This window comes from Streptomyces sp. NPDC056373 (assembly GCF_042262425.1).
Classification (GTDB): Bacteria; Actinomycetota; Actinomycetes; order Streptomycetales; family Streptomycetaceae; genus Streptomyces.
On the sequence record NZ_JBHJPX010000014.1, the window covers coordinates 248,207 to 265,807 of the forward strand.

General features: G+C 73.9%; 13 protein-coding genes. 7 read left to right on the top strand and 6 right to left on the bottom strand.

Annotated features, from left to right (window positions below):
• Window positions 1–63 precede the first annotated feature (63 nt).
• Window positions 64–819 (bottom strand): phosphodiesterase, encoded by a 756-nt coding sequence (locus ACFCXS_RS28830; RefSeq protein WP_376646252.1) that lies wholly within the window; start codon window positions 817–819, stop codon window positions 64–66.
• 182 nt (window positions 820–1,001) lie between these two features.
• Between ACFCXS_RS28830 and ACFCXS_RS28835 the strand changes: the two genes are divergently transcribed.
• From ACFCXS_RS28835 to ACFCXS_RS28845, 3 genes are read left to right on the top strand one after another with little or no spacing between them, the layout of a single operon-like run.
• Window positions 1,002–2,129, top strand: a complete 1,128-nt coding sequence (locus ACFCXS_RS28835) for an aminopeptidase P family protein (RefSeq protein ID WP_376646253.1) — start codon at window positions 1,002–1,004, stop codon at window positions 2,127–2,129.
• Window positions 2,130–2,175: 46 nt separating this feature from the next.
• Window positions 2,176–3,201 (top strand): phosphotransferase, encoded by a 1,026-nt coding sequence (locus ACFCXS_RS28840; protein ID WP_376646284.1) that lies wholly within the window; start codon window positions 2,176–2,178, stop codon window positions 3,199–3,201.
• 39 nt (window positions 3,202–3,240) lie between these two features.
• The gene (locus ACFCXS_RS28845) at window positions 3,241–3,945 is read left to right on the top strand and encodes a hypothetical protein (RefSeq protein WP_376646254.1); all 705 of its coding nucleotides are present in this window, start codon (window positions 3,241–3,243) and stop codon (window positions 3,943–3,945) included.
• Between the two features lie 37 nt (window positions 3,946–3,982).
• On the opposite strand, the gene treZ is transcribed toward ACFCXS_RS28845, so the two are convergent.
• Complete coding sequence (treZ, locus tag ACFCXS_RS28850) at window positions 3,983–5,728, bottom strand: malto-oligosyltrehalose trehalohydrolase (RefSeq protein WP_376646255.1); 1,746 nt, start codon at window positions 5,726–5,728, stop codon at window positions 3,983–3,985.
• Between the two features lie 173 nt (window positions 5,729–5,901).
• Here treZ and ACFCXS_RS28855 point away from each other — a divergent pair, with 173 nt between their 5' ends.
• Window positions 5,902–6,453, top strand: coding sequence for an FHA domain-containing protein (locus tag ACFCXS_RS28855; protein WP_376646256.1), 552 nt, complete (start codon window positions 5,902–5,904; stop codon window positions 6,451–6,453).
• Between the two features lie 230 nt (window positions 6,454–6,683).
• On the top strand, window positions 6,684–8,030 hold the full coding sequence (locus ACFCXS_RS28860; RefSeq protein ID WP_376646257.1) for a M14 family zinc carboxypeptidase: 1,347 nt from the start codon (window positions 6,684–6,686) through the stop codon (window positions 8,028–8,030).
• 34 nt (window positions 8,031–8,064) lie between these two features.
• Here ACFCXS_RS28860 and ACFCXS_RS28865 read toward each other — a convergent pair whose 3' ends face one another.
• Both ACFCXS_RS28865 and lpdA read right to left on the bottom strand, forming a co-directional pair.
• Window positions 8,065–9,312 (bottom strand): M14 family zinc carboxypeptidase, encoded by a 1,248-nt coding sequence (locus tag ACFCXS_RS28865; RefSeq protein ID WP_376646258.1) that lies wholly within the window; start codon window positions 9,310–9,312, stop codon window positions 8,065–8,067.
• A 110-nt stretch (window positions 9,313–9,422) separates the two neighbouring features.
• Window positions 9,423–10,868 (bottom strand): dihydrolipoyl dehydrogenase, encoded by a 1,446-nt coding sequence (lpdA, locus tag ACFCXS_RS28870; RefSeq protein WP_376646259.1) that lies wholly within the window; start codon window positions 10,866–10,868, stop codon window positions 9,423–9,425.
• Window positions 10,869–10,953: 85 nt separating this feature from the next.
• Between lpdA and ACFCXS_RS28875 the strand changes: the two genes are divergently transcribed.
• Complete coding sequence (locus ACFCXS_RS28875; protein WP_376646260.1) at window positions 10,954–11,892, top strand: LysR substrate-binding domain-containing protein; 939 nt, start codon at window positions 10,954–10,956, stop codon at window positions 11,890–11,892.
• 2 nt (window positions 11,893–11,894) lie between these two features.
• On the opposite strand, the gene treY is transcribed toward ACFCXS_RS28875, so the two are convergent.
• Both treY and glgX read right to left on the bottom strand, forming a co-directional pair.
• Window positions 11,895–14,264, bottom strand: a complete 2,370-nt coding sequence (gene treY / locus ACFCXS_RS28880) for a malto-oligosyltrehalose synthase (protein WP_376646261.1) — start codon at window positions 14,262–14,264, stop codon at window positions 11,895–11,897.
• A 108-nt stretch (window positions 14,265–14,372) separates the two neighbouring features.
• Window positions 14,373–16,532, bottom strand: a complete 2,160-nt coding sequence (gene glgX / locus ACFCXS_RS28885; RefSeq protein ID WP_376646262.1) for a glycogen debranching protein GlgX — start codon at window positions 16,530–16,532, stop codon at window positions 14,373–14,375.
• 179 nt (window positions 16,533–16,711) lie between these two features.
• On the opposite strand from glgX, the gene ACFCXS_RS28890 reads away from it, so the two are divergent.
• Window positions 16,712–17,560: a Tat pathway signal sequence domain protein gene (locus ACFCXS_RS28890; RefSeq protein ID WP_376646263.1), complete on the top strand. Its 849-nt coding sequence runs from the start codon at window positions 16,712–16,714 to the stop codon at window positions 17,558–17,560.
• The last annotated feature ends 41 nt before the right edge of the window (window positions 17,561–17,601 follow it).

Below are 17,601 nucleotides of genomic sequence, written 5' to 3' on the forward strand. Positions count from 1 at the left end.
GGAAGCAATTCGTGAGCCGCACCCTCGTGGCGCGTCGCGGAAGTGGCTCGTGAGCCCGCACCGTCACGGCACCACGCGGAAGTGGCTCGTGAGCCGGCCCGAGTCGTCCAGGACGTGGAGGGCGAACCCGGGCGGTGCCTCCCGGTCCGCGATCTGCTCGCCCTCCCAGGGCAGCCGCAGCGTCCATGTCACGCCGGGTCCGACGACCAGCGGCCGCCCGGCGAACGTGGTGGCGGCGGGGGTGTGGGCGTGGCCGGTGATCAGCCCGGCGATCTCGGGCCGGCGGTCCAGCAGACCGGCCAGCCGGCCGGGGTGCCGCAACGGGTAGGAGTCGGGCAGGGGGTGGTGCAGCGCCACCGGCGGGTGGTGGAGGACGAGCAGGGCCGAGAGTCCGTCGTCGAGTTCGTCGAGGGTCGTCTCGATCCAGTCGTACGTCTCCTCGTCCAGCTCCCCGTCGTCGCGGCCCGGGACACTGGAGTCGCACATCAACACCGCGCCGTGGTCGAAGACCTGCACGCTGTTGACCGGCCCCTCGCCCCCGGGCCGGCCCAGCAGCGCCTTGCGGTAGGGCGTGCGGCTGTCGTGGTTGCCGGGGCAGGTCAGCACCGGGAACGGCGTGTCACCGGTCCGCAGCCCCAGGATGCGGGCGGCCTCCTCGTACTCGGGTTCCGTGCCGTGCTCCGCGATGTCCCCCGTCACCAGCAGCGCGTCCAAGGGCCCCGGCAGCTCCCGGAGGCGGTCGCGCACCCGCTCGGCGCGTTCCGTGGCCCGCGCGCTCGCGTCCAGATGCAGATCGCTGATGTGTGCGAGTACCAGCACCGTCGTGGACCCCCTCGATCGAATGCTAATGGAAGATCTTCATCTAAGCATTAGAGCTAATGCCAGGGCAATCCATTGTCGTTAGGCAGGTCGCCGGGTGAATGCCCCCAGACGGCTCGCGCCGCCCCCTTCGGCCGGGCAGGATGCTGCCCGTAGCCCCTTCGTCCGTCTGGGAGGCCCGGATGACCGGAAGCACGGCAGCGTCCTTCACCGCCGACGACTACCGGGCCCGCATGGAGCGAGCCGCGCGCACGGCGGCCGAGGCCGGTCTGGCGGGCCTGCTGATCGCCCCGGGGCCGGACATGGTGTGGCTCACCGGCTACACGCCCCCGGCGGTCACCGAGCGGCTCACCCTGCTGGTCCTCGCCGCGGGGCAGGACCCCGTCCTGGTCGTCCCCGCGCTGGAGGCCCCGGACGCGCGCCGGGCGGCCGGCGCGGCCGCGCTGACCCTGCGCGACTGGACCGACGGCAAGGACCCCTACGCCGCCACCGCCGCCCTCCTCGACACCTCGGGCCGCTTCGGCATCAGCGACAACGCCTGGGCGCTGCACCTGCTGGCCCTCCAGCGGGCCCTGCCCGGCAGCTCCCACGCCTCCCTCACCGAGGCCCTGCCCATGCTGCGCGCCGTCAAGGACACGGCGGAGCTGGACCTCATGACGGCCGCGGGAGCCGCCGCCGACGCGGCGTTCGAGGAGATCCGCGGCGTCCCCTTCGCCGGACGCAGGGAAGCCGAGGTCGCCGCGGACCTCGACCGGCTGCTGCGCCGCCACGGACACGAGCAGGTCGACTTCACCATCGTCGCCTCGGGCCCGAACGGCGCCGACCCGCACCACGAGGCGGGCGAGCGCGTCATCACCCGGGGCGACATGGTCGTCCTCGACTTCGGCGGCCTGCGGGACGGCTACGGCTCCGACACCTCCCGCACCGTCCACGTCGGCGAACCCACCGACGAGGAGCGCCACGTGCACACCGTGGTGCGCGAGGCCCAGGAGGCCGGCTTCCGCGCGGTGCGGCCCGGGGCGGCCTGCCAGGACGTGGACCGGGCCGCCCGCCGGGTCATCGCCGACGCGGGCTACGGCGAGTACTTCATCCACCGCACCGGACACGGGATCGGCGTCACCACCCACGAGCCGCCCTACATGATCGAGGGCGAGGAACGGCCCCTCGTGCCCGGCATGTGCTTCTCCGTGGAACCGGGCATCTATTTGCCCGGCCGGTTCGGGGTCCGCATCGAGGACATCGTGACCGTCACCGAGGACGGCGGGCGGCGCCTGAACACCACCACGCGCGAGCTGGCCATAGTGGAGTGAGGCACCGATGTCCCCAGCTCGCCTCCCGAACGGCAACGGCGCGACCATGACCCAGGCACCCACACCCACCGCGGACACCGTCCGCCGGCTGGTCCAGTCCCTCCTCGACGACGCCAAGGACGGCAAGAACGCCAAGGACGGCCAGAGCCCCAAGGACGGCAAGAACGCCGCGAGCGGCAGGAGCGGCCGGGGCGGCAAGGAGAACCGGCAGGGCGGAAGCGGTCCCGGCCCCGACGTCCGGCCCGCCACAGCGGATGCCGACCCCGTCACCTGGTGGGTCGGCACCCGCCACGTGCTGCGCCTGGCCCCCGACCGGGAGGCCACCCTGCGTCAGCGCCGCGAACTGCGCCTGCGCGACCTCGTCCGCCCGCACGTCCCGGTGGCGGTGCCGGTCAGCGTCGCGCACGGCGAGTGGGCCCCCGGCCTGAGCTACACGCTGGACACCAAGGTGCCCGGCGGCTCGGGGGAGGAGCACGACGTGTCCGCCGTCGGTGAGGCCGATCTCGCCGGGCTGCTCACGGGCCTGCGCGAGGTGCCGGTCCGGCAGGCCGAGACATTCGGCGTGCCGCGCGCCGCGTCGCGCTCCCTGGAGGCACTGCGCCGGGCCGCCGTACGCGCCGCCGAACGCCTCGCCGACGCCGACGAGTTCGACCCCGCCCGACTGAACCAGCTCACCCCGCCCGCCGCGTCCCAGCTCGCCGCCCAGCCCGGCTCGGCGGTCCTCACCCACCACGCCCTCACGGGCGGCCACCTCGTGGTCAGCGCCGACGGCAGGGTGCGCGGTGTGCTCGGCTGGGCGGGCACGGCCGTCGGTGACCCGGCCGAGGACATCGCGGGTCTCGCCCTCGCCGTAGGCTCACCCGCCGCCGTACGTGCCGCCACGCTCGCCGGCTACGGCGCCCGCCCCTGCCTGCGCGGCCTGTGGCTCGCCCGCTGCGACGCCCTGGTCCATCTCGCCGGCGACCTCACCGGCAAGGACGCCACCCTCCTGCGTACCCGGCTGCGTCGCGCCTGGGAGCCGATCCTGCTGGAGCGGGTGACGGATCTGGGGGACCCCGACGACGTCCCGTAGGGCCGCGGCGCCGCGATGCCGTACGGCTATCCTCCGCGCATGAAGCCCAGCGTCGTGGCCGTGTCCCTGCTGACCGCCGCCGCCCTCACGTGCCTGGCCGGCTGCTCCGGTGCCACCGCGCCCGCCGCGCCGGGCACCACGGCGTCCCCGGTACGGCACCAGACACCGGCACAGCGCCTCACCACGCTCGTGGTCACGGCGGCCGACCTGGGTACCGGCTACTCCGTGCGGCCCTTCGACCCGGCCGGGGACAAGCCCGTCTTCGCCCGGTCCGCGCGAGAGATCACCGGCAACGCCTGCACCCCGCTGGCCGCCATGACGCACCAGTTGCCCCTCGGCAGGCCGCAGGCCGCCCTGAGCCGCCTCGTGGCGACCCGGGAGGCCCCCGGCACCCGCATCCACGTCACGCTCGCCGTCTACGACAAGGGCGGGGCGCTGACGGCGATGGACAGCCTCCTCGCCGACGCCGTGCAGGGCTGTTCCCTCGGCTTCACCGTCCAGGCGCACGGCAAGAGCGAGCTGTACGACCCGTTCGAGCCCGAGGACACCCCTGCGGTGGGCGACGAGGCGCTCGCCTACCGCGGCGTCGTCACACCCGAGGCCGGCACACCCCGCCCGCTGCGCACCACCGTCGTACGCCACGGCGACGCCATCTTCGTCTGCACCGCGGTGGGCGGCGCCCGCATCGCGAGGCCGGGGCTCCTCGCACCCGTCATCGAGGCGCAGGACGCGAAGCTCCCCTGACGCGCCGCGCGCCGAACTCCCCCGACGCGCCGGGCGCTCACCCCTGCAGCAGCACCACGGCCGACTCCCCGGGCAGCCGCACCACACCGTCCGCCCCGGGCCGCTCCACCGGCTCCCACGCGGCCAGCACACGCGCGTCGGGCACCCCGAGCGGCAGGTCTGCCTCCTGCGAGGCCAGGTTCACGGCCACGAGGACGTCCCCGCGCCGGAAGGCGATCCAGCGGCGCTCCTCGTCGTAGGCCACCTTGGTGTCGGCGAGGTCGGGGTCGGTCAGGTCCGGCTGCTCGCGGCGCAGGGCCAGGAGCTGCCGGTACCAGGCCAGCATGCGCGCGTGGGGCTCGCGTTCCGGCTCGGACCAGTCGAGGCAGGAACGGTCCCGGGTCGCCGGATCCTGCGGGTCGGGCACGTCCTCCTCCTTCCAGCCGTGCGCGGCGAACTCCCGCCGCCTGCCCCGCCGTACGGCGTCCGCGAGCTCCGGGTCGGTGTGGTCGGTGAAGAACTGCCAGGGCGTGCCCGCCGCCCACTCCTCGCCCATGAAGAGCATCGGGGTGAAGGGTGCCGTCAGGACCAGCGTGGCCGCGCACGCCAGCAGCCCGGGGGAGAGAAGGGCCGAAAGCCGGTCGCCCTGGGCGCGGTTGCCGATCTGGTCGTGGGTCTGGCCGTAGCCGAGCAGCCGGTGCCCGGCGACCCGTGTGCGGTCCAGCGGGCGACCGTGGTGGCGCTCCCGGAAGCTGGAGTACGACCCGTCATGGAACCAGCCGCCGGTCAGGGTCTTGGCGAGCCCGCCGAGCCCGGCGCGCGCGAAGTCGGCGTAGTAGCCCTGCGACTCGCCGGTCAGGGTGGTGTGCAGAGTGTGGTGGAAGTCGTCGTTCCACTGCGCGTGCAGCCCGAGGCCGCCCTCGGCGCGGGAGGTGATGAGCCGCGGGTCGTTCAGGTCCGACTCGGCGACCAGGAACAGCGGCCGGTCCGTCTCGGCGGCCAGGGCGTCCACGGCCGCCGACAGTTCCTCCAGGAAGTGGCACGCGCGCGTGTCCACCAGCGCGTGCACCGCGTCCAGGCGCAGACCGTCGATCCGGTAGTCGCGCAGCCAGGCCAGCGCGCTGCCGATCAGGAACGCGCGCACCTCGTCCGAGCCGGGCGCGTCCAGGTTGACGGCGGCGCCCCACGGGGTGTGGTGGGTGTCCGTGAGGTACGGGCCGAAGACGGGCAGGTAGTTGCCGGAGGGCCCGAAGTGGTTGTGCACCACGTCGAGCACCACGCCCAGGCCGAGCTCGTGAGCCCGGTCGACGAAGCGCTTCAGCGCCTCGGGCCCGCCGTACGGCTCGTGCACCGCCCACAGCGAGACACCCTCGTAGCCCCAGCCGTGCGTGCCCGGGAAGGGGGTGAGCGGCATCAGCTCCACGTGCGTGACACCCAGTTCGGCGAGATGCCCGAGCCGCTCGGCGGCCGCGTCCAGGGTGCCCTCGGGGGTGTACGTCCCCACGTGCAGCTCGTACAGCACCGCGCCGGCCAGGGGGCGCCCCCGCCACTGCGCGCGCCACGGGTACCGCTCGTGGTCGACGACCGCGCTCAGCCCGTCCGGGCCGTCCGGCTGCCGCCTTGAGCGCGGATCGGGCAGCACGCGCCCGTCGTCCAGCGCGAAGCCGTAGCGGGACCCCTCGCGCGCATCGGCCTCGCCCCACCACCACCCCGCCCGTTCCGGATCGCGCTCCAGCACGCGTGTGACGTCGTCGCACCGGAGCGTCACACGACGGGCCTGTGGTGCCCACACCTCGAACTGCACGGACGGTTCCCCTTCGTCTGTTCACCATGAGGTAGCCCGTCCATGGTGCGTCACATGAGATCAATCCGCCGGGGCATCCACCCATTTGCGGCGGGTCTCACCGGGTACGCGCGTGTGGCGGCCGATCTCCCGTTTCCTGGACAGCCCGGCCGCACTGCCCGACAATCACCAGCGTGACGTCGTCCTTCGAGTTCAACACGTCCCCCGCGCGGCTCTCCGACGTGGAGCGCGACCGGGTGCTGAAGGTGCTCCGCGACGGCGTCGCCATGGGCCGCCTGTCCCACGACACGTTCGTCCACCGCATGGAACTGGCGCTCGCCGCCCGACGCCCCGACGAACTCGCCGCGCTCACCGCCGACCTGCGCACCGAGAGCCGCCTCTCGCGCCTGGTGTTCGGCACCGTCGAGGCCGTCTCCGGCTTCTCCCTGCGGCTGCGCAGGGCCTGGCAGGCAGAGCGGCTGCCCAAGCTGCAGCTGCCCCACCCCTCGCACGGCCATCCGCTGCGCATAGGCCGCGACCCCGCCAGCGGACTGCGCCTCAACCACGAGACGGTCTCCCGCGTGCACGCCGAACTCCGCCACCAGGGCGGTCTGTGGGTCCTGCGCGACCTCGGCTCCACCAACGGCACGACGGTGAACGGCAGGCGCGTGGTCGGCGCGGCCGTCGTCCGCGAGGGCGACCAGGTGGGCTTCGGGCGAATGACCTTCCGGCTGTCGGCGGGCTGACCTTCCCGCTGCCCTCCGGCTGACCTTCGCGCTGCCCTCGGGCTGATCTTCCGGCTGTGGGCCGGCTGACCGGAAACGGAACCACGCCTCAGCTCTGGCCTGGGCCTTACCGAACGTCGGCCCCGGGACCTTGGCCGAAATCCGGTTGCCGTCCACGGTGTTGACGTGTCCCCGAAGTCGTGACTCACTGTGCGTACACCATCTACACCTGGTGAACCGACGGCACCGCATTGGGGAGGTGTGCCCTGCCGCCCCTGCTGCGCTACCCGACCGTCGACGAACTGGGTGCCCGGGCCGCCACCCTCGTCGCCCGCCACCCCCGTGACGCCCGGCTCCGCCGGGTCGGCACCTCCCGCGCGGGCACCCCCATGTGGCTGCTCTCCGTGGGGCACGGCAGCCGTCACGCGCTGGTCGTGGCCGGTCCCCACGCCAACGAACCGGTGGGCGGCGCCACCGTGCTGCGACTGGCCGAGCGGGCCCTGGCCGACCCGCGGCTCACCGAGGGCGCCGACGCCACCTGGAACCTGCTGCTGTGCCTCGACCCGGACGGGTCGCGCCGCAACGAGGGCTGGCTGCCCGGCCCCTACACGCTCGGCAACTACATCCGGAACTTCTTCCGGCCCGGCTTCCTGGAGCAGCCCGAGTGGCTGCCCGACGGCGCGGCGGGCGCCGCCCTGCCGGAGACCCGCGCCCTGCTCGACCTCCAGGACGAACTGCGCCCCTTCCTCCAGTGCTCCCTGCACGGCGTCGACATCGGCGGCGGCTTCGTCGAGCTCACCCACGACCTGCCGGGCCTCGACCGGCGCCTGGCCCACATCGCCGCACGGCTCGGCATACCGCGCGAACTCGGCGCGTACGACGCCCTGTACTGGCCCGGCCTCGGACCCGCCGTCTACCGGATCCCGCCGCCGCGCCGGGCCGATCTGGTCGCGGCCATCACGGAGGCCGCCGTCGAGTCCACGTGGTTCCACCCGTACCGGCACGGCACCGTCACCGCTGTCGTGGAGGCCCCCATGTGGGGCGTGACGGCCGTGGCGGACGGCTCCCCGCCCACGGACCGGGACGCCGTGCTCCGGACCGTCAGCCGCACCCTGCGCCACGACACGGGGCTCCTGCGGCAGCTCCTGGCCAGGATCCGGCCGCACCTGGCCACCGTGCCCGACGCGGCCCGCCTGCTCGCCCCGGTCGACGACTACCTCCTGGTCTGCCCAGGCCTCGCCGACGCCTGGGACCCCGACACCGGCGACGGACCGGCCCACCCCCTCCCGCCCCTGAGCACGGCCCACCTGGTCGCCCTGCGCATCTCCGGGCGGCGGCTCGCGCTGCGCACCGCGGGACTGCTGCACCAGCTCGTCCGGGCCGCCGGCCGTGACCCGGCCGGGGTGCTGCCGGAGCTGGACCTGCTGATCGAGCAGTGGTGCGCCGAGTACCGCGACGGCTGCGGGGCGCGCTGGATACCGGTGGCCCGGCAGGCGGAGTACCAGGCCCGCGTGGTGCTCGCCACGTTCGAACTGGCCGGACGGCACGCGCGCGCGTGCCCGGGGCCGGGCGAGCCGGTGCCGGTGCAGCGGGACTGAGCCGGCAGCCGATCGACCGTGTGCCCGAGTGCCGCTACGCCCTCTCGCGCGCGTGCAGCGCCGCCGCGACGACCGTGCGGGACTGGTGCTCCACCTGGTGCTCCAAGGGCACCCAGCGGGCGCGGAAGCGTTCCGCGAAGGCGTCGCTCCAACTCGAGACGAGCCCCTCGAGCTGCTTCGCCGCCTCGTCGTCGGCCCCGCGCAGCACGCGCAGCAGCATGGCCGCCGCCCGCAGCGGCACACGGCGTGCGAAGGCGTCCACGCTGCCGACGTACGCCCGGGTGAGGTCGGCGGGCGGGGTGTGCAGCAGGTCGGAGGCCAGCCCCGGCACCAGTTCGAGACCCCACCGGGCGGCCCGCAGCAACGGGTCGTCCACGTCCGCCAGCCGGGGCAGCGCATGGTCGAGCACACGCGTCACCTCCAGCGCGTCCCGCTGCAGCCGGCGGGCCAGCAGACCGATCGCCGCCGCCGGAGCCGGGTGCGGAGCAGGGTCGTCCACCAGATCGCTCGCCCACATCGGCACTTCGACCACCGCGGTCAGTCCGCCGTACCGGTGGGCGTGGTACCAGGTGCTGTGCCGCGCGTCGTCCGGCAGGCTCGGGTACGCCGGCCCGATCCCCGGGGCCGGCATGACGTGGACGCCCGGCCCGGACGCGGGCCAGCCGGCGGCGTCGGAGGCGCCGGTCTCCACCGGGATGTGCAGCTCGGCCGCCGACTTCGCGAACGGCTCCGCCAGCCCGGGCACGTCCCTCGTCAGCTGCACCCAGCTGCCGCCCAGGTCCGTGCCGTGCAGGGTGACCTGAAGGTAGGGGCGCAGCTCGTCGATGACGCCCGTCAGGGCCCGGGTCTCGGGCGGCAGCCGGTCCGGCGGCAGCAGGGACGGCGCCCACTCGGGCTGTTCCGGGCCCGCGGGGCGGAAGAACCCGAGGTGGTAGTCGAAGAGGCTGCGCGGCGCCGGCGTCACGTGCAGGCTCGCCCCGTCGGGGTCCGCGCACAGCAGGAAGTGCCAGGAGACGCCGTCGCGCAACTCCCGCTGCTCCAGGACCCGCCGGGCCACCGCGAGCAGGGTGCAGGAGCCGGTCGGCTCGTTGGCGTGGGCGCCGGCGACCACCAGTACGGCACGGCGGGCGCGGCCCACGGACAGCAGGTGCAGAGGCCTGCCCGCGCGTGAGACACCCACCTGCCGCAGGGTGCACACGCCGGGGCGCTGAACGGTCAACGCCCGGGCGGCTGAGACCTGTTCGGTCACCGTCGGGTAGCGCAGCTCCGGCAGGACACTCACCCCCGTCACATCCGCCCGAGTTCGCCATCGCAGTACCCCACGGCCATGGTGCGGTGTCAAGGGCGCGACAGGGTCGTCTCCCGGGGGCGCCCGAAAGCACGGCCCGCCGCCTACTGCTGGTGCAGCCCCCGCCCCGCCAGGGTGAGGAACACCTCGCCGACCGCCTCGGACAGGGTCGGGTGCGGGTGGATGTGCCGGGCCACGTCGGACGGCTCGGCGTCCCAGCCGACGACCAGCTGGCTCTCGGCGATCGTCTCCGACACGTGCGGACCCACCAGGTGCACGCCGAGCACCCGCCCGCCGGCCTCGGTGACGACCTTCACCGTCCCGCCCTGCCCGTGCACCATGCCCTTCGCCACGGCCGTCAGGGGCATCGAGCCGGTCTCCACCTCGTACCCCCGCGCGCGTGCCTCGGCCTCGCTCAGGCCGACGGCCGCCGTCTGCGGCGACGAGTACGTGACCCGGGGCACGGCCGCGTAGTCCACGGGCGCGGACGGCAGCCCCGCCAGCGTCTCGGCCACCAGCAGGCCTTCCGCGAACGACGCGTGGGCCAGCCCGAGGGACGGCGGGGGCAGCAGGTCGCCCACCACGTGGACACCGGGCACGGCCGTCTCCAGCCGGTCCCAGTCGGCCGGTACGACGAACCCGCGGGCGTCCGTGGCGAGGCCCGCGGCGGCCACGTCCAGGCCGTCGGTGACCGGGGCCCGCCCGACCGCCACCAGCAGCCGCTCGGCGTCCACCGTGACGGTCTCGCCCCGGGCGGTGCGCACGCGTGCCCGCACCCCGTCGGTGAGGACCTCGGCGTCCAGCAGGCGGGCGCCGGCCCGGACGTCGATGCCACGGTTCTTCAGACCCCGGGTCAGATGCCGGCTCACCTCCGCGTCCTCCAGCGGCACGATCCTGTCGGCCGCCTCGACCAGGGTGACCTCGGCGCCCAGGGAGCGGTGGAACGACGCGTACTCCACGCCGATCGCGCCACCCCCGAGCACCAGCACGGACGCCGGGAGCCCGGGGGCGAAGAGGGCGTCGTCGCTCGTGACCACGCGCCGCCCGTCCGGCTCGAGCCCGGGGAGCGTGCGCGGCCGTGAGCCGGTGGCCAGAACCAGTCCGCGGCGCGCGGAGAGCTCGTGGACACCGGGTTCGCCGCGCAGGCCCGCGTGGCCGCCCGGCGTGCCCGGGCCCGTCACCCGCACCGAGCGCGGGCCGGTGAGGCGTGCGTTCCCCGCGATCACCCGCACCCCCGCGTGTGCCAAATGTGCCTGAACGCCCTGGTGGTTGCGGGCCACGATGTCGTCGCGCGTGGCCACCAGGGCGGACCAGTCGACCGCGTCCAGGGTCGCCTTCACGCCCCAGCGTTCGCGCGCCTCGGCGATGCCGTCGACGAGTTCGGCCGCGTGCAGCATCGCCTTGCTGGGGATGCAGCCGCGGTGCAGGCAGGTCCCGCCGACCTTGTCCCGCTCCACGAGCACGACCTCCAGGCCGAGGGCCGCGGCGCGCAGGGCGGTGCTGTAGCCGCCCGTGCCGCCGCCGATGACGATGACGTCCGGTGAGTCCATGGCCCCAGCCTCCGCCCGGCCCTTGCCATGCGTCCAAGGCAATGTTCTTGTGGGATCGATGCAGGGCGTTTATGGGGGAGGGGCCGTGAGCCTGCGCCAGATGGAGTACTTCCTGACGGTCGTCGAGGAGGCGTCCTTCACGCGCGCGGCGGAGCTCCTGCACGTCTCGCAACCCGCGCTCTCCCACCAGGTCAAAGCGCTCGAACGGTCCGTGGGCGGAGCCCTCCTGGAGCGCCTGCCGCGGGGAGTGCGCCTGACACCGATGGGGCGCGCCTTCCGGCCGCACGCCGAACTCGCCGTGCGCAGCGCGGCACAGGCCCGCCGCGCGGCCCGCGCCGCGGCCGGTGCCGAGGGCGGCGAACTCCACATCGCCGCCGTCCACTCCGTCGCGGTCGGCGTCCTCCCCGACGTCTTCGCCCGCTGGCGCGCCGCTCACCCCCGCGTACTGCTGCACCTCCACGAGTACGCCACTTCCGAGGCGCTGGAGGAACAGATCCTGCGCGGCACCGCCGATCTCGCCGTCGGCCCTGCACCGGCCGACCCGGCGGGCCCCGTCCTACCGGTCGGCCAGGAGGAGATCGTCCTCGTGGTGCCCTTCGACGACCGCTTCGCGGGCCGGACGACGGTCACGCTGCCGGAGCTGGCCGACCGCCCCTGGGTGCGCTGCGCCATGGAGCCCGTCGTCCACGGAGAGCGATTCCTCGACTGGGCGTGCGGCCGCGCGGGCTTCACCCCGCACACCGCCGTGTTCACCGAGCACACCTCCACGGCGGTGCGGATGGCCGCCGCCGGGGTGGGCGTCTGCGCCGCGCCCGCCCACCTCGTCCGCGACGCCGTCGGCGGGGGCTGCGTCGTCCTCACTCCCGACCCCGCCTGGAGGCGCACCCTGACGGTCTTCTCGCGCCTGGCGCCGACCGGCGCGGCGGAGAGGTTCGTCGACCTGCTGCGGACGTCCTGGCCGCGCCCGCGAGCCCGGCTGCCCGTCCACGAGGACTGCCCGCAGGACGGCCCCGCGGTCGCCTGACCTCAGTCGCCCACCCGTTCCAGCAGCGCCACCGGCAGCCCCTCGAACAACTCCTCCACGCGCGCGTGTCCCGAGAACTCGCGCTCCGGCTGCAGCACGGCGGCCCAGCGGCCCGGCGGCAGCGGCAGTCGTGTGTCCCGCCAGCCGCCGGCCTCCGCGAGCCGCAGGGACAGGCGGGTCACCGCCGTCAGCACCTCGCCGGAGCGGACGAAGGCCAGGCAGTGCGCGGCCGCCGGTCCCTCCGCCGGCAGCGCCATGTACGTGGCCGTGTCACCGAAGGCGCCGGGCCGCCGCGCCCGCAGCCCCAGCGCCGCCTTCGTCACCGCCGCCTTCTCCCCGGAGGTGCCGCCGGACTCCGCGGGCGGGAAGTCCACCGCCCGCCGGTTGTCCGGGTCGACCAGCGCCCGGTACTCGGCCTCCGTGCCCTGGTAGACGTCCGGGACGCCCGGCATCGTCAGCTGCACCAGGGCCGTGCCCAGCACGTTGGCCCGGACGTACGGCGCCAGCGACTCCCGGAACGCGGCGATCCGCTCGCCCGGCGCCCCGCACGGCCCGGCCGCCACGAACCGCTCCACCGCCTCCTCGTACGGCGGCTCCTGCTCGGTCCAGCTCGTGTACAGGCCCGCCTCCCGCACGTGCTTCAGCAGCGCCCCCTGCACCCGCTCCAGCGCATCCTGGGCCGGCCCCAGCCCGAACACGGTCTGCCAGGCCGCCCACGCCAGCTGCGCGTCCGGCACGCCCTCCCCGTCACGGGTCACCTCCGCGAGCACGTCCGCGAAGCGGTCGGGGCACTCGGTGAGCACGTGCAGCGCCGCCCGGACATCCGCGCTGCGCTTGGTGTCGTGCGTCGTGGCCACCGTCCCCGTGAGGGGCCAGTCGCGCTGCACCCGCGCGCAGTACGCGTGGAACTCCTCCGGCGACAGTGCGGGAGCACCCGGATTCCCGCCCACCTCGGTCGCCGACAGCAGCGGCACGTACCGGTAGAACGCCGTGTCCTCCACGGACTTGGCCCGCAGCGCCGAGGAGGTCTGCGCGAACCGTGTCCGGAACTCCAGCTGGGCCGGCTCGTCGCCGTACCGTCCCAGCACCAGGTCCCGCACCACGTCCACCGCACCGGCCTCCTCGGGCACGGCGAAGGCGTGCCGGGCCTCGGCGGCGGCCTCCTCGGTGACCACGGCCGCCGCGTCGCAGGACGCGTAGGGCCGGTAGACCTCCATGCGGACCAGGAGCTCCTGGAGCGCGGTGCGCAGCGCCCAGGGGGCGCGGTCGCGCAGGGCAGGCTCGGGGGAGGTCGCGCACAGCCGGCTCGCCACCCGGGTGAGCCGGTCCGTCTCGGTCGCCAGCTCGTGCGTGAGGACCTTGTACGCCGCCCTGCGCACCGTCGCCTCCCACTGCCCGCCCCGGTCCGTCTGCGGGGCCGCGAAACGCCGGTAGCGCCCCAGCAGGTCCCCGAACCCGGCGGGGTCCGTGAACACCCCGTCCACGTGCCGCAGCGCGTCGTAGCCGGTGGTCCCCGCGACGGGCCAGGACGCCGGCAGCCGCTCGCCGTCGGCGAGGATCTTCTCCACGACCGTCCAGCGGCCCCCGGTCGCCTCGTGCAGCCGCCGGAGGTAGCCGTCGGGGTCGGCGAGCCCGTCGGGGTGGTCGATGCGCAGCCCGTCGATCACGCCCTCGTGCAGCAGCCCGAGGATCTTGTCGTGGGTGGCCTCGAACACCTCCGGGTCCTCCACCCGCACCCCGATGAGCTCCGAGATGCTGAAGAACCGCCGGTAGTTGAGCTCGGTCCGGGCCAGCCGCCACCACACCGGGCGGTACCACTGGGCGTCCAGCAGATGCGGCAGCGGCAGGTCCTCGGTGCCCTCGCGCAGCGGCAGGACGTGGTCGTAGTAGCGCAGCACGTCACCGTCGACGCGCAGCTCGTCGAGCACCTCGCCCAGCGGCCCGCCGAGGACCGGAAGCAGCACCTGCCCGTCCTGCGCCTCCCAGTCGATGTCGAACCAGCGCGCGTACGGCGACTTCGGCCCCTCGCGCAGCACCTCCCACAGGGCGCGGTTGTGGCGCGGGGCCATGGCCATGTGGTTCGGGACGATGTCCACCACCAGGCCGAGCCCGTGCTCGCGCGCGGTGCGCGCCAGCGCCCGCAGCCCCTCCTCGCCGCCCAGTTCCCCGCGCACGCGCGTGTGGTCGACGACGTCGTAGCCGTGCGTCGAGCCCGGCACCGCCTCCAGGACGGGGGACAGGTGCAGGTGCGAGACGCCGAGCGAGGCCAGGTACGGTACGACGGCCGCGGCTGCTCCGAAGGGGAACTCGGGCTGCAGCTGCAGCCGGTACGTGGCCGTGGGCACCACCGGGTCAAGTCGCTCAGGTGTCATGGAGACGTACGTACCCGCCCTGCCGCCGTTCGTGTCATCCCCCGCGGCAGGTGCCCCGCGCGTCGCCCGGACGAGTGGCTTTCCGGGCGACGCGCACACGCCGGGCGGTCACACGGGCCGCTGGAGCACGGTCATGCTCCGGTCCGTCAGGGTCAGCCGGTCCCCGGCCTGCACCTTGGCGCCGGTGTCCGAGGGCACACCGGCGGCGAGCGCGGTGTCGACCACGACCTCCCACTGCCGCCCGTGGTTGACCGGGACGACGAACTCCAGCGGCTTCGGGGAGGCGTTGAACATCAGCAGGAACGAGTCGTCGGTGATGCGCTCCCCGCGCGCCCCGGGCTCGGAGATCGCGTTGCCGTTGAGGAACACCGTCAGCGCCGACGCCTGCGCCGAGTCCCAGTCCCGCTGGGTCATCTCCCGGCCGTCCGGGGTGAACCAGGCGATGTCGGACAGGTCGTCGTGGGTGCCCTCCACGGGCCGTCCGTGGAAGAAGCGCCGCCGGCGGAAGACCGGGTGGTTGCGGCGCAGCCACACCATCGCGCGGGTGAAGGCCAGCAGCTCGGTGCTCGCACCGCCCTCGGCGTCCCCGGCACTCTCGGCGTCCTCGTCGGCCTGGTCGCGCTCCGGCCATTCCACCCAGGAGATCTCGTTGTCCTGGCAGTAGGCGTTGTTGTTGCCACCCTGGGTGCGGGCGAACTCGTCGCCGTGGCTGATCATGGGCACGCCCTGGGACAGCATCAGCGTCGCGATGAAGTTCCGCATCTGCCGCTCCCGCAGCCGCAGCACGTCCGGGTCGTCGGTCTCGCCCTCGGCCCCGCAGTTCCAGGACCGGTTGTGGCTCTCGCCGTCCCGGTTGTCCTCGCCGTTGGCCTCGTTGTGCTTGTCGTTGTAGGCCACCAGGTCGTGCAGGGGGAAGCCGTCGTGGCAGGTCACGAAGTTGATCGAGGCCAGCGGGCGGCGCCCGTCGTCCTGGTACAGGTCGGACGAGCCGGTCAGCCGCGAGGCGAACTCCGCGAGCGTGCGCTGCTCGCCCCGCCACAGGTCGCGCACGGTGTCCCGGTACTTGCCGTTCCACTCGGTCCACAGCGGCGGGAAGTTCCCCACCTGGTAGCCGCCCTCGCCCACGTCCCACGGCTCGGCGATCAGCTTCACCTGCGAGACCACCGGGTCCTGCTGCACCAGGTCGAAGAACGACGACAGCCGGTCCACCTCGTGGAACTGCCGGGCCAGCGTCGCCGCCAGGTCGAAGCGGAACCCGTCGACGTGCATGTCGGTGACCCAGTACCGCAGGGAGTCCATGATCAGCTGGAGCACGTGCGGGGACCGCATGAGCAGGGAGTTTCCCGTCCCTGTCGTGTCCATGTAGTAGCGGGGGTCGTCGGTCAGCCGGTAGTAGCGAGAGTTGTCCAGGCCCTTGAAGGACAGGGTCGGGCCCAGGTGGTTGCCCTCCGCGGTGTGGTTGTAGACCACGTCGAGGATCACCTCGATCCCGGCCTCGTGCAGCGCCTTCACCGCCGACTTGAACTCCAGCACCTGCTGGCCCCGGTCGCCCCAGGACGCGTAGGCGTTGTGCGGGGCGAAGAAGCCGATGGTGTTGTAGCCCCAGTAGTTGTTCAGGCCCATGTCGACCAGCCGGTGATCGTTCACGAACTGGTGCACGGGCATCAGCTCCAGGGCCGTGACCCCGAGCTCGGTGAGGTGCTCGATGGTCGCCGGGTGCGCGAGGGCCGCGTAGGTGCCCCGCAGCTCCTCCGGGAGGCCGGGGTGGCGCATGGTGAGGCCCTTGACGTGGGCCTCGTAGATCACCGTGTGGTGGTACTCGGTGCGCGGGCGCCGGTCGTCGCCCCAGTCGAAGTAGGGGTTGACCACGACCGACGTCATCGTGTGCGGCGCGGAGTCGAGATCGTTGCGCCGGTCGGGATCGTCGAAGTGGTAGCCGTAGACCTCCTCGCCCCAGTCGATCGAGCCGCTGATCGCACGCGCGTACGGGTCGAGCAGCAGTTTCGCGGAGTTGCAGCGCAGCCCGCGCTCCGGGGCGTACGGGCCGTGCACCCGGAACCCGTACCGCTGCCCCGGCATGATGCCGGGCACGTACGCGTGCCGCACGAAGGCGTCGCTCTCCCGGAGCTCGATCGCCGTCTCCGAGCCGTCGTCGTGCAGCAGACACAGCTCTACTCGGTCCGCGGCCTCCGAGAAGACCGCGAAGTTGGTACCGGCGCCGTCGTACGTGGCACCGAGTGGATACGCCTCGCCAGGCCAGACCTGCATGGATACGACTCTTTCAGGTGTGCGGCGCCGGTGGGGACGCCTTGGTCCCGAGTCTCCCCGAAAGTGAGGGAACCTCCTATGACTTATCTCCCTCTTACCGAGTGACCAGTGCATACGCGGTATGCCGAACCGATGGGGCAATCACATACTCCCGGGGCTTGGGGGAGTAGGGGGAAGACGTGCGCAACATAGTGCACCGCCACCTGGGCAAGATGGTGGCCGGTACCGCCATCGCGGTGGCCGGGACCGCCGTGATGGTGGCGGTGACCCTGCCGGGCACGGCGGGGGCGGACGACAGCGGGACCACCCGGGCGGGACGGTCCGTCCCGCAGGAGGCCGGAGCCGCGGGGGCGGGTGCCACGGGGACGGGCGCCGCGGGGGCGGGCGGCCGGGCCGTGACACCGGGTGTCGTCGAGGCGCCCCCTGCCGAAGGGCAGCAGGGCGAGGGCCGTGATCCGCTGACCGACGACGAGCTGCAGCGGGTCGAGAAGATCGCCCTCAGCCGGGAGCTGTTCCGCAGCGGCGAGAGCGTCGACGGGGAACGCGGTCCCGAGCGCCTCACCGTCGACCTCGCCGAACCGGAGGCCGACGAGGCCGGCAGGCCGGACGCGCCCCGCCGCGCCGACGTGACGTTCTACGACTACCGGGACGACACCCTCGTCACCCGGACCGTCGACCTCGGCACCGGCAAGGTGGTGCACACCGGCACCCAGCACGGCGTCCAGCCGCCGCTGAGCCGCGCCGAGAAGGCCGAGGCGGCGGCCCTCCTGATCGCCGACCCGCTGGGCTCGGGCCTGAAGGCCGACTACCAGGACGCCACCGGCAGGGCGCTCACCTCCCCGGACCAGCTCCAGCTCGGCGGAGCCGTCTACCGGGCCGCGCCGGGCGCCCAGCCCGCCGTGCTCGACACGTGCGGAGAGCACCGCTGCGTCCGGCTCTTCCCGAAGGTCAAGAACGGTCCGTGGGTCGACGCCAGGTCGCTGGTGATCGACCTGAGCGCCCGCAAGGTCGCCCGGCTCGGCCGCTGACCCGCCCGCTTCACTCACCGTCCACCTCGCTCCTCCTCGTC

Coding starts and splice junctions, on each gene's coding strand:
- ACFCXS_RS28835 (WP_376646253.1), top strand. CDS start 1,002: ATGACCGGAAGCACGGCAGCGTCCTTCACCGCCGACGACTACCGGGCC.
- ACFCXS_RS28840 (WP_376646284.1), top strand. CDS start 2,176: ATGACCCAGGCACCCACACCCACCGCGGACACCGTCCGCCGGCTGGTC.
- ACFCXS_RS28845 (WP_376646254.1), top strand. CDS start 3,241: ATGAAGCCCAGCGTCGTGGCCGTGTCCCTGCTGACCGCCGCCGCCCTC.
- lpdA (WP_376646259.1), bottom strand. CDS start 10,868: ATGGACTCACCGGACGTCATCGTCATCGGCGGCGGCACGGGCGGCTAC.
- treY (WP_376646261.1), bottom strand. CDS start 14,264: ATGACACCTGAGCGACTTGACCCGGTGGTGCCCACGGCCACGTACCGG.
- glgX (WP_376646262.1), bottom strand. CDS start 16,532: ATGCAGGTCTGGCCTGGCGAGGCGTATCCACTCGGTGCCACGTACGAC.